This is a genomic window from Mesobacterium pallidum, assembly GCF_019966535.1.
Lineage (GTDB): Bacteria > Pseudomonadota > Alphaproteobacteria > Rhodobacterales > Rhodobacteraceae > Mesobacterium > Mesobacterium pallidum.
The window spans coordinates 109,914-124,718 of the sequence record NZ_JAIMID010000011.1 but is presented as its reverse complement, the minus strand read 5'-3'; the positions used below and the strand labels follow the sequence as shown (position 1 = coordinate 124,718).

At 68.4% G+C, this 14,805-nt stretch carries 15 protein-coding genes; 3 read left to right on the top strand and 12 right to left on the bottom strand.

What is annotated here, in order from left to right; genetic code table 11:
* Positions 1–29: 29 nt before the first annotated feature.
* On the bottom strand, positions 30–623 hold the full coding sequence (locus tag MF270_RS16670; RefSeq protein ID WP_238367042.1) for a riboflavin synthase: 594 nt from the start codon (positions 621–623) through the stop codon (positions 30–32).
* A 95-nt stretch (positions 624–718) separates the two neighbouring features.
* On the opposite strand from MF270_RS16670, the gene MF270_RS16665 reads away from it, so the two are divergent.
* From MF270_RS16665 to MF270_RS16655, 3 genes are all read left to right on the top strand, one after another.
* Positions 719–2,029 (top strand): capsule biosynthesis protein, encoded by a 1,311-nt coding sequence (locus MF270_RS16665; RefSeq protein ID WP_238367041.1) that lies wholly within the window; start codon positions 719–721, stop codon positions 2,027–2,029.
* A gap of 152 nt (positions 2,030–2,181) precedes the next feature.
* Positions 2,182–3,327 (top strand): polysaccharide biosynthesis/export family protein, encoded by a 1,146-nt coding sequence (locus tag MF270_RS16660; protein WP_238367040.1) that lies wholly within the window; start codon positions 2,182–2,184, stop codon positions 3,325–3,327.
* A gap of 4 nt (positions 3,328–3,331) precedes the next feature.
* Positions 3,332–5,344: a capsular polysaccharide biosynthesis protein gene (locus MF270_RS16655; RefSeq protein ID WP_238367039.1), complete on the top strand. Its 2,013-nt coding sequence runs from the start codon at positions 3,332–3,334 to the stop codon at positions 5,342–5,344.
* 202 nt (positions 5,345–5,546) lie between these two features.
* On the opposite strand, the gene ribD is transcribed toward MF270_RS16655, so the two are convergent.
* The 11 genes from ribD to MF270_RS16600 form a co-directional block, all read right to left on the bottom strand.
* A complete protein-coding gene (ribD, locus tag MF270_RS16650; protein WP_238367113.1) occupies positions 5,547–6,614 on the bottom strand; it encodes a bifunctional diaminohydroxyphosphoribosylaminopyrimidine deaminase/5-amino-6-(5-phosphoribosylamino)uracil reductase RibD in 1,068 nt (355 codons plus the stop codon).
* A gap of 14 nt (positions 6,615–6,628) precedes the next feature.
* Positions 6,629–7,096, bottom strand: a complete 468-nt coding sequence (gene nrdR, locus MF270_RS16645; protein ID WP_238367038.1) for a transcriptional regulator NrdR — start codon at positions 7,094–7,096, stop codon at positions 6,629–6,631.
* A gap of 120 nt (positions 7,097–7,216) precedes the next feature.
* On the bottom strand, positions 7,217–7,633 hold the full coding sequence (locus MF270_RS16640; RefSeq protein WP_238367037.1) for a secondary thiamine-phosphate synthase enzyme YjbQ: 417 nt from the start codon (positions 7,631–7,633) through the stop codon (positions 7,217–7,219).
* On the bottom strand, positions 7,605–8,150 hold the full coding sequence (locus tag MF270_RS16635) for a DUF4166 domain-containing protein (RefSeq protein ID WP_238367036.1): 546 nt from the start codon (positions 8,148–8,150) through the stop codon (positions 7,605–7,607). The genes MF270_RS16640 and MF270_RS16635 overlap by 29 nt, the downstream gene beginning before the upstream one ends.
* Positions 8,141–8,596: a thiol-disulfide oxidoreductase DCC family protein gene (locus tag MF270_RS16630; RefSeq protein WP_238367035.1), complete on the bottom strand. Its 456-nt coding sequence runs from the start codon at positions 8,594–8,596 to the stop codon at positions 8,141–8,143. Before MF270_RS16630 ends, MF270_RS16635 begins: the two co-directional genes overlap by 10 nt.
* 72 nt (positions 8,597–8,668) lie before the next feature.
* Positions 8,669–8,911 (bottom strand): hypothetical protein, encoded by a 243-nt coding sequence (locus MF270_RS16625; protein ID WP_238367034.1) that lies wholly within the window; start codon positions 8,909–8,911, stop codon positions 8,669–8,671.
* A gap of 68 nt (positions 8,912–8,979) precedes the next feature.
* On the bottom strand, positions 8,980–9,255 hold the full coding sequence (locus MF270_RS16620) for a hypothetical protein (protein WP_238367033.1): 276 nt from the start codon (positions 9,253–9,255) through the stop codon (positions 8,980–8,982).
* Between the two features lie 112 nt (positions 9,256–9,367).
* Positions 9,368–10,201 carry a Stf0 family sulfotransferase gene (locus MF270_RS16615; RefSeq protein ID WP_238367032.1) on the bottom strand — a complete coding sequence of 278 codons (834 nt, stop codon included), beginning with the start codon at positions 10,199–10,201 and terminating at the stop codon, positions 9,368–9,370.
* A 13-nt stretch (positions 10,202–10,214) separates the two neighbouring features.
* Positions 10,215–12,182: an RNA polymerase sigma factor RpoD gene (gene rpoD / locus MF270_RS16610; RefSeq protein ID WP_238367031.1), complete on the bottom strand. Its 1,968-nt coding sequence runs from the start codon at positions 12,180–12,182 to the stop codon at positions 10,215–10,217.
* A gap of 104 nt (positions 12,183–12,286) precedes the next feature.
* Positions 12,287–14,242, bottom strand: a complete 1,956-nt coding sequence (gene dnaG, locus MF270_RS16605) for a DNA primase (protein ID WP_238367030.1) — start codon at positions 14,240–14,242, stop codon at positions 12,287–12,289.
* A gap of 226 nt (positions 14,243–14,468) precedes the next feature.
* Positions 14,469–14,780 (bottom strand): hypothetical protein, encoded by a 312-nt coding sequence (locus MF270_RS16600; RefSeq protein WP_238367029.1) that lies wholly within the window; start codon positions 14,778–14,780, stop codon positions 14,469–14,471.
* Positions 14,781–14,805: the final 25 nt, after the last annotated feature.

Here is a 14,805-nt window from a genome sequence, read left to right as displayed (position 1 = left end):
CGCGCGCATGTGCCCCGAACAATGCTGGCTCAGGCGTAGTCGGTCAGGCGGGCGACGTAACGGGCCAGCGTGTCGATCTCGAGGTTGATCGGATCGCCCACGCGGGTTTCGCCCCAGGTCGTCACGGCCTGGGTGTGCGGGATCAGGTTCACGCCGAACTCGCGCCCGGCCACGTCGTTGACCGTCAGCGAGGTGCCGTTCAGCGCCACCGACCCTTTGGGCGCGATGAAGCGCGCCAGCGCCTCGGGCGCGCGGAAGGTCACGCGGGTGCTGTCGCCTTCGTCCGTCATGGCGATCACCTCGGCCACGCCGTCCACGTGGCCCGACACGATATGCCCGCCCAGCTCGTCCCCCACTTTCAGCGCGCGTTCGAGGTTCACCCGTTTGCCCTCGGCCCAGGCGCCGCGCCCCAGCGCGGTCTTCGCGACACTTTCCGCGCTCACGTCCACGTCGAACCAGTCCGGCCCCAGGGCAACCACCGTCAGACAACAGCCGTCGCAGGCGATCGAGGCACCGATGTCGATACCCTTGGTGTCATAGCGCGTCTCGATTCGCACGCGCAGGTCGCCGCGCTGCTCCATCCGCGCGATCCGACCCACGTCGGTGATGATGCCCGTGAACATGCCCGGCTCTCCTTTGCGCCTCATTCGAAACAATCGCCCCACCCGCGCCACATTTTTGACCCGGCCGCAAGGTATAGGGGTATACCTTCGATCTTATGGGACATTTCAGAACCTTGGGCAACGCCGCCGGAGATAACCGCCGCTTCCTCTTCCTGCAGGGGCCGCATGGTCCCTTCTTCTGGAAGCTCGGCCGCATGCTGCGCATGGCGGGCGCCGAGGTCTGGCGCGTGGGTTTCAACGCCGGCGACCGGGCGTTCTGGTTCGACAGCGCCAGCTTTCTGCCCTTCACGGCGCAGCAGTCCGACTGGCCGGCCGCTTTCCGCGAGATCGCCCGCGAAAAGCGCATCACCGACATCGTGCTCTATGGCGACACGCGGTTCGTCCATGCCGAAGCGGTCAGCGCCGCGCGCGCGCTGGGCCTGATGGTCCATGTCTTCGAGGAAGGCTACATGCGCCCCTACTGGGTGACCTATGAGCGCGGCGGCTCGAACGGCCATTCGCGGCTGATGGACATGTCCGTGGCCGAGATGCAGCAGGCGCTGCAATTCTGCGAGGCCGACACCCCCCTGCCCCCATCGCACTGGGGCGACATGCGGCACCACATCTTTTACGGCGCGCTCTACCACTGGTTCGTGATGTTCCGGAACCGCGCCTTCCGCAACTTCCGCCCGCACCGGGCCCTGGGCGTGGCGCAGGAGTTCCGGCTTTACGTCAAGCGGCTGCTGACGATGCCGATGACCGCCGCCGACCGCATCCTGCGGACCTGGCGCGTGCGCGGCGGCGGCTACCCGTACCACATGTGCCTGCTGCAACTGGAACATGACAGCAGCTTCCAGATGCATTCGCCCTTCGGGTCCATGACGGATTTCCTGGCCGTGGTGGTCGAGGGGTTCGCCAAGGGCGCGCCGGGGCATCACCACCTTGTGGTCAAGGCGCATCCGCTCGAGGATGGCCGCGCCCCGATCCGCGCCACGCTCAAGCGTCTCGCGCGCGAGCATGGCGTCGAGGACCGCGTGCACTACATCCGCGGTGGCAAGCTGGCGCAGCTGCTCAATGACGCGCGCAGCGCCGTGACGGTCAATTCCACCGCCGGGCAACAGGTGCTTTGGCGGGGCATCCCGCTCAAGACCTTCGGCGCGGCGGTCTATGCCAAGCCCGAATTCGTTTCGACCCAGCCGCTGGCGGAATTCTTCGGCGGCGCCACCCGGCCCGACGCCCGGGCCTACCTCGATTACCGCCGGTACCTGCTGGAAACCAGCCAGGTTCCGGGCGGGTTCTACTCGGCCAAGGGGCGGCGCCAGTTGCTGCGGCTGGTGGTCGACATGATGCTGTCGCCCGAAGATCCCTATGACGCGCTGCGCAAGGGCACCGCGGCGCCACGGCAACAGTTGCGGGTCGTGACCTGAGCTTTCCCGTCCAAGGGATGGATTTTGCAGGCCTTCCCGTCTAGCGTTCAGATTGAGGCAGTGCATCCGGGACAACCCGGGGCAAATTTCCGTCCGGCCGCCAGGTCCGGCGCGGGTCAACAACAAGAACGGGTCCAGGAGACCGAGCAGTGATGTCCAATCCTTCCCGCTGGGCGAAAGGCGTCGCCCTTGTAACCGCCGTTGCACTGGTGTCGTCCTGCGGCTTGCCCCGCGTCGGCCCCAACAAGCGCGAGATCTACGCAGGGTCCGTCCAGAAACAGGGCGATGCCTTTGTCGTCGCCGTGAACGACCGGGTGACCGCCGCGACCGGGGTCGTGCCCGCGCTTGGCTTTGGCGATGCCTTCCTGAACGCCGGCCGCGTCGGCAGCGACACGATCAGCCCCGGTGACACGCTGGGCCTGACGATCTGGGAAAACGTCGACGATGGCCTGCTGGCTGCCGAGACCGCCAATTCCACCACGCTGGAAGAGGTGCAGGTCGACGGCTCGGGCTTTATCTTCGTGCCATATGCCGGGCGCATCAAAGCCTCGGGCAATTCGCCCGAAGCGGTCCGCCGCATCATCACCGACAAGCTGAAAGAGCAGACGCCCGACCCGCAGGTCGAGGTGCGCCGCATCGCAGGCGACGGCGCGACGGTCAGCCTGGTCGGCTCGGTCGGCACGCAGGGCGTCTTTGCCATCGAGCGGCCCACCCGTACGCTGGGCGCCATGCTGGCGCAGGCGGGCGGCATCACCATCGAGCCGGAAATCGCCCAGGTCTCGCTGATCCGCGGCGGGCACAAGGGCACGATCTGGTTCCAGGACCTGTTCAACCACCCGGAAAACGACATCGCCCTGCGCGCCGGTGACCGCATCCTGGTCGAGGAAGACACCCGCGCCTTTACCGCGCTGGGCGCCACCGGCAGCCAGGCCCGCGTGCCCTTCGAAAGCCAGACCCTGTCGGCGGTCGAGGCCATCGCGCGCGTCGGCGGCCTGACCGCCTCGGCGGCCGATCCGACCGGCGTCTTCGTGTTCCGCAACGAGCCGGCCGAGATCGCCGGCCAGGTGCTGGGCCGCAGCGATCTGGTGGGCCCGCAGCGCATGGTCTACGTGCTCGACCTGACGGAACCCAACGGGATGTTCATGGCGCGCGATTTCAGCGTGCGCGACGACGACACGCTGTACGTGACCGAGGCGCCCTTCACCCAGTGGTCCAAGACGATTGCCGCGCTCACCGGCTCGCTCGGTGCGATCGGCTCGGTCGGCACCGCCGCCTCGACGCTGGGCGTCGGCGGCTGACACCATGGGCCCCGCGCCATCCGATGACCAAGCCGCCGGGGCCCGTCCCCGGCGGCTTTACGTTTACAACGGCGGGTTCCTGACCCAGGGCCGCGTGCGCCGCATCCTCGAGCTGGCGGGCTACGACATCAAGCTGGGCCTGCCGGGCGACGGCGACATGGTCGGCGTCTGGGGCATGTCGCCGACAGCGCCGCGGGGCGAGGCGGTGGCCGCCCGCCGCGACGCGCCGGTGCTGCGGGTCGAGGATGCCTTCCTGCGCTCGCTGTTCCCCGGTCGGGACGGAGAGCCGCCGGTCGGGCTGATGCTCGATGCCAAGGGCGTGCATTTCGACCCCGCCCGGCCGTCGGAACTGGAAGAGCTGCTGGCCACCCACCCGCTGGACGACACCGCCCTGCTGAACCGCGCGCGCGATGCCATGGCGCGGCTGCGCGACAGCCACCTGACGAAATACGCCGCCACCCGCACGGATATCGACCCGCCCGCCCCCGGCTACGTGCTGGTGATCGACCAGACCAAGGGCGATGCCTCGGTCACGGCCAGCCGCGCCGACCGCAACACCTTTCGCGAGATGCTGTTCGAGGCGCGCGAGGCCCATCCCGCCGCCCGCATCCTGATCCGGTCGCACCCCGAGACCCGCGCCGGCCACCGCAAGGGCTATTTCGAGCCGGGCGACCTGTCGGAGGGGATGGAGTTCCACGACGAGCCGATCTCGCCCTGGCTGCTGCTCGAAGGCGCCGTCGCGGTCTACACCGTGTCGTCCCAGCTGGGGTTCGAAGCGATCCTGGCCGGCCACAAGCCGCATGTCTTCGGCCAGCCCTTCTATGCCGGCTGGGGGCTGACGCAGGATTTCACGCCGCTCGACCGGCGCCAGCGCAACCTGACGCGGGCGCAGCTCTTTGCCGCCGCCATGATCCTCTATCCGCGCTGGTACGACCCGTTCCGCGACCGGCTCTGCCAGCTCGAGGAGGTGCTGGATGCGCTCGAGGCGCAGGTCCGCGCCTGGCGCGAGGATCGCACGGGCTGGATTGCCTGCGGGATGCGGCTCTGGAAACGCCCGCACATGCAGCGCTATTTCGGCCAGCAGGTGGCGGTCCGGTTCCGGCGCGCGCCCGGTGATTTCGGCGACCGCCGCGTCATGGGTTGGGGCACCACCGCGGGCGACGACATGGTGCGGGTCGAAGACGGTTTCCTGCGCTCGCGTGGGCTTGGGGCGGAACTGGTGCCGCCAGTGAGCCTCGTGCTCGACGATCTCGGCATCTACTACGACCCCTCTGCGCCCTCGCGGCTGGAAAGGCTGATCATTGCCTCGAAGAACCTGCGGCCCGACCAGCAGCGACGGGCCGAGCGGCTGATCCGCAGGCTGACCGAAGACGGGCTGACCAAGTACAACCTCGGAGCCGGCCTGCCGCCGCTGCCCGAGCTGCCTGCGGGCCGCCGCATCCTAGTGCCGGGCCAGGTGGAGGACGATGCCTCGATCCGGCTCGGGGCGGGCGAGGTCAGGACCAATGTCGCGCTGCTCGCCGCCGCACGCGCCGCGAACCCCGATGCCGTGCTGATCTACAAGCCGCACCCGGATGTCGAAGCGGGCCTGCGCAAGGGCGCCATCGAGGGCGAAGCCTTGGCGGATGTCGTGCTGCCAGGCGCCGACCCCGCCGCGCTGCTGGACGCGGTGGACGAGGTCTGGACCATGACCTCGGGTCTCGGGTTCGAAGCACTGCTGCGCGGGCGCAAGGTGGTCTGCCTTGGCGCGCCTTTCTACGCCGGCTGGGGCCTGACCACCGACCGCGGCCCTGTGCCGCCGCGCCGCCGCAAGCACCGCGTTGCCCTGCCCGCGCTGGTCCACGCCACGCTGATCGACTACCCGCGCTACTGGGACCCGGTGACCGGCGCGCCCTGCCCCGTCGAGGTCGTGGCCGAGCGGCTGGCCGAGGGACGCATCCCGCATCCCGGGCTGGCCAACCGGCTGCTGGCCAAGCTGCAGGGTGTCTTCGCCAGCCAGGCGCATCTTTGGCGGTGATCTGGCAGGGGGCGCTGCCCCCCGTCACCTTTGGTGACGCCCCCCGGAGTACTTTCGGAATAATGAATGGGAATGGGCGCGCCTGCTTTCATTATTCCGCAAATACTCCCGCCGGAGGCGCTGCGACATCGACGTCGGAGTGAGGGGCCAGCCCCTCACACTCCCCGAAGTTTATTGGCACAATGAAGGGCGGATCGGGCGATCAGCGCTGCCAGCGGTGGAAGATGTCAGGGCCGAGTTGGCGCAGCGTCGTGAGCCGGTAACGTGGCGCTTCGGCCAGGCGGTCGAGGCCGAGGGCGCCGAGGCCGGGCTGGCCTTCGGCGCCAAGGGCGAGGCCGGCCGTGTAGACGTGCAATTCGTCGACCAGGCCTTCTTCCAGCAAGGAGGCGGCGAAGGTGCCGCCGCCTTCGCAGTAGACGCGCGTGAGGCCCTCGACGCCAAGCATGTCCAGCATGGCCGAGGGCGACAGGCGCCCCTGGATCACTGGCACCTCGAGGCAGGTCGCGCCCCGGGCGCGCCAGCGGCTGGCCAGCTCCGGGTCGGCATCCGAGCCATGCAGCAGCCAGACCGGGACCTCGGTCGCGGTGCGGGCCAGCTGTCCATCCTCGGCCAGCGACAGGCGGCGCGAGGCGACGATGCGGAGGGGTTGGTGCGCCATGCCGAGCCCGCGCACGGTCAGCGACGGGTCATCCGTGCGAGCCGTACCGCCGCCGACCATCACCGCGTCGTGACGCGCGCGCTGTGAATGGACATGGCGACGCGCTTCGGGGCCGGTGATCCACTGGCTTTCGCCCGTGGCCGTCGCGATGCGCCCGTCGAGCGACAGGGCAAGCTTGAGCGTCAGCCGGGGGCGGCCGCGGGTGATGCGGGTCAGGAACCCGGCGTGGTCTTGCGCGGCCTCGTCCGCGAGCACGCCTGTGGTGACCTCGATCCCCGCTTCTTGCAGGATGGCATGGCCGCCGCCCGCCACCCGCGGATCCGGGTCCTGCAGGGCCGACACGACCCGGGCCACGCCAGCGCGTACCAGCGCCTCGGCGCAGGGGGGCGTCTTGCCGTGATGGGCGCAGGGTTCGAGCGTGACATAGGCCGTGGCACCCCGCGCCAGCGACCCGGCCTGGGCCAGCGCCACCGTTTCCGCATGGGGGCGACCGCCGGGTTGCGTCCAGCCACGGCCGACGATGCGGCCCGCGTTCACGATCACGCAGCCCACCGCCGGGTTCGGCCAGCACCGCCCCATGCCACGCCGCCCCAGCCCGAGGGCCAGGGCCATGTAACGCGCGTCGTTCACGCCTCGGAGTTCGGATCCGGGCGCAGCTCGGCCACGAACTTGTCGAAATCGTCTGCCGCCTGGAAGTTCTTGTAAACGCTGGCGAAACGCACGTAGGCCACGGTGTCGATCCGGGCCAGCGCCTCCATCACGATCTCGCCGATGGACTTCGAAGGAATGTCCGTCTCGCCCATGCTTTCCAGCCGCCGCACGAGGCCCGAGATCATCTGGTCGATGCGTTCGGGCTCGACGGGCCGTTTCTGCATCGAGATGCGGATCGAGCGTTCCAGCTTGTCGCGGTCGAAATCCTCGCGCCGGCCGTTGGACTTGATGACCACGAGGTCGCGCAGCTGCACGCGCTCATAGGTCGTGAACCGCCCGCCGCAGGCCGGACAGAACCGGCGCCGGCGGATGGACACGTGGTCCTCGGCCGGGCGTGAATCCTTCACCTGCGTGTCGATATTGCCGCAAAACGGACAACGCATTCCCTTGTCCCCTTTCCCTTGTCACCGCCTCTGATTGGGGATCTTGGCCCCCTTATCCACAGGATCATAGGCGGGCGCCCCAGATTTGGATAGAGGGTAATGACGCGCCACAAGGTCCTGTCAGCAAAGATGTGCAAGGATGTCACGCCGGTGCGGCGCGTCGCGATGTTCGAAGAGGTAAATGCCCTGCCAGGTGCCAAGGCCAAGCCGGCCGGAGGCGACCGGGATCTGCAGGCTGACCGGCAGCAGCGCGGCCTTGATATGGGCCGGCATGTCGTCCGGCCCCTCGTAAGTGTGGGTCAGGTAGGCCATGCTCGGATCGGTCGTGGGCGGCACGAGGCGGGTGAAGAAATTGCGCAGGTCGGTGCGCACCTCGGGGTCGGCGTTTTCCTGGATCAGCAGGCTGGCCGAAGTGTGGCGGACAAAGAGGGTCAGCAGCCCGTCGCGCAGGCCGGCGTTCGCGACCCAGCCGGTCACCTCGCGCGTGATCTCGTACAGGCCCTGGCCTTCAGTCGGAATGGTGAAGGTGGTCTGCATCGGGGGGCTCCTGTCTTTCCAACCACCCCTTGTAGCGGATGATGAGGCCAAGCACAGGGGCCGTGGCCGAAACGTCGAACCGCAGGCGGGTCGCGGTTTCGGCACGTTCGCGCGTCGCGCTGCGGGGGCGGGGCAGCGGCAGGCCGAACAGGCGCAGGCCGGTGATGGCGAGGTCGATGCCGTCAGGGGAGGCCTGCGGGGTCATTCGGATGGCGAAGGGGCCGAAGCGTTCGACGATCTCGCCTGTCTCGGCGTCGAAGGAAAGGCGCGAACGGGTGAGGTGGCCGCCAAAATCGCGGGTCCAGCCGTGCGGCGCGGTGTCCACCCGCACGGCACAGGTCCCGGGCGGAGGAAAGCCGCCAAGGCGGGGGGCCAGGCGGACCAGCGGGCCGCGGCCATGGGTGACCTCGGCCTGACCCGCCCAGATGCCGGGGGCGCCGTGGAAATCGCGCAGCACCGGGGGCATCGCGACACCGCGCGCGGCGCAGGCATGGGCGAAGGGGTCCCCTAGCTCCATCCGCCGGCCAGGAAGCGGGCGCGCAGGTCGGGGGGCGGGACCATGCAGCTGTCGTGGCGACCGAACAGCCGGTAGCGGTTGCGCGCGATCAAAAGATAGGCGGGCGTGGTCAGCCAGCGCGGCATCAGGCCGATGGGGGCGGCCAGGCGCCAGGGCCAGCCCAGCGCGCCCATGGCGGCGGCAAAGGCGCCGGCGTGGCGGTGGATGCGGCCCTCGACAATGACAAGATTGGTTTCGTACTCGGTCGTCGGCAGGCCAAGCGCGGCATAAAGCGCCGTACCCAGCTGTGACTGCGCCGTGACAAATGCAAAGCGACCGGCCCGGTCATGGCGCAGGACAAAGCGGAAAAAGCCCGAGCAGAGCACGCATACGCCGTCAAAGACGATCAGATCACGGCCGCCCAGGCGGGCTTGCAGATCGGGCGGCAGGTCGGACACGTGCAACATCGCGGAAGCCTCCGGGGCATGCCGCAAAGCTAAACCCCGGGGTCGTGCGCACCATGACGCGCTTTGCCGCAGTCAGCCCGGCACGCAGCGTACAGGGGGCCGGGCCACCGGGCGCACCTGCCCTGCCGCGCCACGCGGCGCCTCGGCCGCGGCGGGCAGCACACTGGTCAGCGTGTCGCGGCACTGGGCGAGGTCTTCGACGGGCACGGTAATGAGGATGGGGGTGCCGGGCTGCGCCGGCGGGGTCGCGGCGGCCGCGAAGGTCGCGGCAACGAGAGCGCCAGCCAGGGTCAGCGCTGTCTGGATTCGGAACATGGGGCTTCTCCGCGTGTAGGTGACGGCAGACTGCCCCATGCCGGTTAAGATCGGCTTGAGAGGTGCCGTTATTCGACCACGCAGACCACGGTGGGCGCGGTCATGGCGACGGGCTCGACAAAGACCTTGGCGGGCGCATCGACCGGGGCGCTCAGCACGTTGGCGACGGTCTCCTGGCAGCGTTCGAGGTCGGCGGCGGGCACGGCGATCTCGATCACCTCGCCGCGGGGTTCGGGGGCGTCGATGCCGGGCAGCAGGTCCTCGGGGGCAACGACAAGGGCAGCCATGGCAGCGGATGCGGTCAGGACAAGGCCGGCAATCAGAACAGGGGCAGCGCGTTTCATGTGACGTCCTCCTTTGCATCACCAACGCGGAAACCGGCAGAAAGTTTCATTGCGTCGCAGAAGCATAGGGTACAGGCGCGGGACCGGACCGGGTAGTCAGGGATTCCGGACCTCAGCCCAGCGGCGGCTCGAGCCGCGCCAGCCGGTCCGCGCGGGCCTCTGCCAGCTTGGTGACGAAACCCGGCATCTCGGCCGCGAACCGCGCCGCCATGCGGGCATTGAGGTCGGTGCCGATCTTGCGGTGGCGGCTGGCGACGGAAGGCACCGTGCCCGCCGGCACGCCCACATGGGCGGCGATGCGGGCCACCAGGGCAGCCGGGTCGCCAGCCAGCATGTTCTCCTGGCACAGGCGCAGCACGGGGCGCCCGGCAAGGGCCGCGTCCCAGGCCTCCTCCTGCGCGGCGAGCTGCCGCGCGCGCTTGCGGATGGCGTCGCCGTCGTAGGGCGCATCCTCGACGCGGTCGCCCTCGCCCTGCCCCTCGATCGAATGGACGCGGGACTGGAAGCGCATGAGGTAAAGCGAGACCGCCTGTCGGATGATGTCGCGCCGTACCAGCAGCAGCGCGGCATAGCCCGGATGCAGGTCCAGGAAGGCAGGGATGGAGCCGAAGGTCTGCACGGCCTGGGTCGAGGTGAGCTTGACCCCGTGCACCCCGGCGCGCGCGGTGCGCTTGGCCGACCGCGCGGCATAGGTCGCGGCGTCGCGCGCGCCAAGCCGCGCGGCCCCGGTGGGCAGGAAACCGGGGTTGAAATATTCCTTGGGGTGACCCAGCCCGCCGTGGCTGGACAACAGGTCCGACAGCCAGGAACTGCCCGACCGCGCGGTGAAGGCAATGAAATAGCCGCGCCCGGGGGGCGCGGCCTTGTCGAGCATGCGGCCGAGATCGGTCTCGGGCTGCCGGGGGTCGAACAGGGGCGCCGTGCCCGCGCGAGGCTCGCCGGACATGCGCCCCCTGCCCTTACTGGTCGAGGAACGACCGCAGCTTGCGGCTGCGGCTCGGGTGCTTGAGCTTGCGCAGCGCCTTTGCCTCGATCTGGCGAATCCGTTCGCGGGTCACGCTGAACTGCTGGCCGACCTCTTCCAGCGTGTGGTCGGTGTTCATGCCGATGCCGAAGCGCATCCGAAGAACCCGCTCCTCGCGCGGGGTCAGGCTGGCCAGAACGCGGGTCGTGGTTTCCTTCAGGTTCTCCTGAATGGCGGAATCCAGCGGCAGGACCGCGTTCTTGTCCTCGATGAAATCGCCCAGCTGGCTGTCTTCCTCGTCGCCGATGGGCGTCTCGAGGCTGATCGGCTCCTTGGCGATCTTCATCACCTTGCGGACCTTCTCGAGCGGCATCTGCAGCTTTTCCGCCAGCTCTTCGGGCGTCGGCTCGCGGCCGATCTCGTGCAGCATCTGGCGGCCGGTGCGGACCAGCTTGTTGATCGTCTCGATCATGTGGACCGGGATGCGGATCGTGCGCGCCTGGTCCGCGATGGACCGGGTGATCGCCTGGCGGATCCACCAGGTCGCGTAGGTCGAGAACTTGTAGCCGCGGCGATACTCGAACTTGTCCACGGCCTTCATCAGGCCGATGTTGCCTTCCTGAATGAGATCAAGGAATTGCAGACCACGGTTCGTGTATTTCTTGGCGATGGAAATCACCAGGCGCAGGTTCGCCTCGACCATTTCCTTCTTGGCCTGGCGGGCCTCTTTTTCGCCCTTCTGGACCTGCTGCACGATGCGGCGGAATTCGGAAATGTCGAGGCCGACATATTGGCCCACCTGCGCCATGTCGGCGCGCAGGTCCTCGACCTTGGCCGAGGAGCGTTCGATGAACATCTGCCATCCGCGCCCGGGCTTTTCGGCCATCCGGTCCAGCCAGGCGGGGTCGAGTTCATAGCCGCGATACTCGTCCACGAATTCGCGGCGGTTGATGCGGGCCTGGTCGGCCAGCTTCACCATCGCGCTGTCGATCTGCATGATGCGGCGGTTGATGCCGTAAAGCTGGTCGATCAGCGCCTCGATGCGGTTGTTGTGCAGGTGCAGCCCGTTCACCAGCTGCACGATCTCCGACCGCAGCTTCTGGTAGGTCGCCTCGTCAACGTCCGAGAAACTGTCATCCTCGTTCAGCGTGGCCGAGATCCGGCTGTCCTGCATTTCGGACAGCTGGGCGTAATCCTCGGCGATGCGGTCGAGCGTTTCCAGCACCCGCGGCTTGAGCGCGGATTCCATCGCGGCGAGCGACATGTTGGCCTGCTCGTCGTCGTCTTCGTCGTCGTCCTTGGCGATGGGGTTGCCATCGGCATCCAGCTCGGGCTCGTCCGACCGGTCCTTGGGGGCCGAGGACACGTTCGCCGCCTCGATCACCGGCTCGTCGTCATCGTCGCCCATCTGGCCCGAGAACGTGGTCTCGAGGTCGATAACGTCGCGCAGCAGGATGTCTTCGGACAGCAGTTCGTCGCGCCAGATCGTGATCGCCTGGAAGGTCAGCGGGCTTTCGCAAAGCCCCGCGATCATCGTGTTGCGGCCAGCCTCGATGCGCTTGGCGATGGCGATCTCGCCCTCGCGGCTCAGCAGCTCGACGCTGCCCATCTCGCGCAGGTACATCCGCACCGGGTCGTCGGTGCGGTCCAGCTTTTCCGTCTCGGCCGCGCCGAGGGTCAGTTCCTTGGCGCCGGTGGTCGTCACCTCGGTCGATCCGGCCTCTTCCTCGGCTTCCTCGTCCTCGATGATGTTGATGCCCATCTCGGAGAGCATCGACATCACGTCCTCGATCTGCTCGGACGAGACCTGGTCGGGCGGAAGGACCTGGTTCAGCTGGTCGTAGGTGATGTACCCCTTTTCCCGAGCTTCGGCGATCATCTTCTTGACCGCGGCCTGGCTCATATCGAGCGAGGCCTCCTCGCTCTCGGCAGACTTGCTTTCGTCGTTGTCCTTCGCAGCCATGCAAAGCTCCTGGTTGGAACGAGTGATTCGGCGTGTCCGAATCATTTATCCTGATTCGCGACGATACACACCCGTTTGACCTTAAATTGTTAGCAACTCGTGCCCTACGACCCCGAATCGCCGCGCGGGCCCGAAATTTGTTGCAGAAGCGCATCCAGCGCATCCCGCTCGGCCCGGTTGATCGCGGCCCCGTTGGGGCCGGTCTCGTATTCGGTTCTGTCCTCCTGGACGTTCCGCAATGCCTTCTGATGCGCCTCGGCGGCCTGTCTCAGGCGCCGCGTGACCACCTCGTCCGGCAGGTCGTTGAGATCGTCGATCGCCTCCTCGATCTCGGTCGCAAGACCGCGCCGCGCCTCGAGCCAGGTGAATTGCTCGATCACGGTCGCCTCGGCCAGCTCGACCTCGCCCTGCCGCCTGAGGCAGGGCGTGATCGCGACATGGGCCGCCTGTTGCAACTTTTCAAGAGGGCCGCAGCCCAGCGCGTCCTCGATCCGCGCGCGCAGCGCCTCGGGCCCCTCGCCCGCCGCGCCCAGCAGCAGCCCGCGCAGGCGGGCGTGCTCGGGGTCCGTGCAGGTCATCTTTTCGAGGTCCGGCTCGAACCGGTCGATGAATTGCGGGTAGCGCAGCAAGACGGCCAGCACGACCTGCTCGCGCAGGTGCACCTGCACCTCGTCCCCGGCCGCCGCCAGCAGCGACGACTTGGCCGTCGCCGACGCCGGTTGCGGCGCGTTCCAGGCCCGCGATCCCTTGCGCCCGCCGGTCCATTGCGGCCGCGCGGGACGGAAGAGCTGGTAGCGCAGCTCCTTGATCTCGTCGCCGTAATGCCGACGCAGCGACGGGTCCTGGATCGCGGTGATCCGCGCCCGCAGCGCCTTGTCGAGCGTCGCCTTGCGCTCGGGGCTGTCGAACACCTTGCCCTCGGTCTCCTGCTGCCACAGCAGCCGGACCATGGGCATGGCGGCGCCCAGCACCCGCTCGACCGCCTCGGGACCTTCGGCGCGCAGCAGGTCGTCGGGGTCCTTGCCCTCTGGCATCAGCGCAAAGCGCAGCGATTTGCCGGCCTCGAGCAGCGGCAGCGCCAGGTCGATGACCCGGTAGGCGGCGCGCAAGCCAGCGGTGTCGCCGTCGAGCGCGATGATCGGCTCGTCGCTGATCCGCCAGAGAAGCTGCAGCTGCGTCTCGGTGACGGCGGTGCCCAGCGGCGCGACCGAGGCCTCGAACCCGGCACTGGCCAGCGCGATCACGTCCATGTAGCCCTCGGCCACGATCAGCGGCTGGCCCTTGCCCGCCGCCGCCCGCGCTGGGCCGTGGTTATAGAGGTTACGGCCCTTGTCGAACAGCTCGGTTTCCGGCGAATTCAGGTACTTGGCCTTGTCGTTCGGATCCATCGCCCGCCCGCCAAAGGCGATCGCCCGGCCCCGCGCATCGCGGATCGGGAACATGATGCGGTCGCGGAAGACGTCATAGGGCGCGCGACCCCGGTCCGAGGCCTTCACGAGTCCGGCCGCCAGCATCAGGTCGGGCTTGACGCCCTTGGCCGCGAGATGCTCACGCAGGGCTTCCCATCCGGGCGGGGCAAAGCCAATCTCGAACCGCTCCAGCGTCGCGGCATCGAGGCCCCGCCGTGCAAGGTAGTCCCGCGCCGCCCCGGCCGCGCCGGAGTTGAGCTGCATGCGGAAGAACCGCACGGCAGCCTCCATCACCTCGGCCAGCTCGCTCAGACGGTCGGACTTCTGCGCCGCCTGCGGGTCGCGTTCGGGCATCGGCATGCCCGCCTCGCCGGCCAGGATGCGGATCGCCTCCATGAATTCCACGTTCTCGGTCTCGCGCACGAATGAAATCGCGTCGCCCTTCGCGTGGCAGCCGAAGCAGTAATAGAACCCCTTGCGGTCATCGACGTGGAACGAGGCACTCTTTTCCTGGTGGAAAGGGCATGGCGCCCACATGTCGCCCTTGGCCTGGTTCGACTTGCGCTGGTCCCACATGACCTTGCGCCCGACCACCTGGGTCAGCGAGGTGCGGTTGCGCAGTTCGTCCAGAAAACCGGGTGGGAGACTCATGTCCTCGTTATCCTACGCGGGACCGCGCAAGTCCAGAGACCAGCGCCCGGCCGGTCCGGAGAAATGGGGGGCCAGCCCCCCGCCTTCGGCTCCCCCCGAGGTATTTGGAAAACAATGAAGGAGGGGCCGCGCGCCAGGTCTTCATTGTTTCTCAAATACCTCCGCCGGAGGCCACGCCGGGGGCCTTGGCCCTCGGCGTTCCGCGCCCCTCGGGCGCGGGGCGGGTTCAGTTCTTGCAGACGCCGGGATAGGCGGCGGTCAGTTGCTGCACCAGCGTCTCTCCCATCTCGGGGCCCAGCTGTTCGGCCGGGGTCTGCCAGACCCAGCCGACGATCTGCGGGACGAGGTCGCGCATGGCGTCTCCGGCCGGGTAGCCATCCATCAGCGTCTTCATCGCCTGTCGGTCGTTCTGCGCCCCGCCCTGGCGCAGGGCCACGGCCTCGTTCGTCATGGCCGCCACACCGTCGCAGGTCACGTCGGCCGCGGCGGGCGTGGCAAGGGCGAGGCCCAGAAGGGCCGCGGAGAAGATGCGGGTCATGGGGCTCTCCCGTTCCGTGTCAGGG

Coding starts and splice junctions, on each gene's coding strand:
- MF270_RS16670 (WP_238367042.1), bottom strand. CDS start 623: ATGTTCACGGGCATCATCACCGACGTGGGTCGGATCGCGCGGATGGAG.
- MF270_RS16665 (WP_238367041.1), top strand. CDS start 719: ATGGGACATTTCAGAACCTTGGGCAACGCCGCCGGAGATAACCGCCGC.
- MF270_RS16660 (WP_238367040.1), top strand. CDS start 2,182: ATGTCCAATCCTTCCCGCTGGGCGAAAGGCGTCGCCCTTGTAACCGCC.
- MF270_RS16655 (WP_238367039.1), top strand. CDS start 3,332: ATGGGCCCCGCGCCATCCGATGACCAAGCCGCCGGGGCCCGTCCCCGG.
- ribD (WP_238367113.1), bottom strand. CDS start 6,614: ATGGCCCTGGCCCTCGGGCTGGGGCGGCGTGGCATGGGGCGGTGCTGG.
- nrdR (WP_238367038.1), bottom strand. CDS start 7,096: ATGCGTTGTCCGTTTTGCGGCAATATCGACACGCAGGTGAAGGATTCA.
- MF270_RS16640 (WP_238367037.1), bottom strand. CDS start 7,633: ATGCAGACCACCTTCACCATTCCGACTGAAGGCCAGGGCCTGTACGAG.
- MF270_RS16635 (WP_238367036.1), bottom strand. CDS start 8,150: ATGGAGCTAGGGGACCCCTTCGCCCATGCCTGCGCCGCGCGCGGTGTC.
- MF270_RS16630 (WP_238367035.1), bottom strand. CDS start 8,596: ATGTTGCACGTGTCCGACCTGCCGCCCGATCTGCAAGCCCGCCTGGGC.
- MF270_RS16625 (WP_238367034.1), bottom strand. CDS start 8,911: ATGTTCCGAATCCAGACAGCGCTGACCCTGGCTGGCGCTCTCGTTGCC.
- MF270_RS16620 (WP_238367033.1), bottom strand. CDS start 9,255: ATGAAACGCGCTGCCCCTGTTCTGATTGCCGGCCTTGTCCTGACCGCA.
- MF270_RS16615 (WP_238367032.1), bottom strand. CDS start 10,201: ATGTCCGGCGAGCCTCGCGCGGGCACGGCGCCCCTGTTCGACCCCCGG.
- rpoD (WP_238367031.1), bottom strand. CDS start 12,182: ATGGCTGCGAAGGACAACGACGAAAGCAAGTCTGCCGAGAGCGAGGAG.
- dnaG (WP_238367030.1), bottom strand. CDS start 14,242: ATGAGTCTCCCACCCGGTTTTCTGGACGAACTGCGCAACCGCACCTCG.
- MF270_RS16600 (WP_238367029.1), bottom strand. CDS start 14,780: ATGACCCGCATCTTCTCCGCGGCCCTTCTGGGCCTCGCCCTTGCCACG.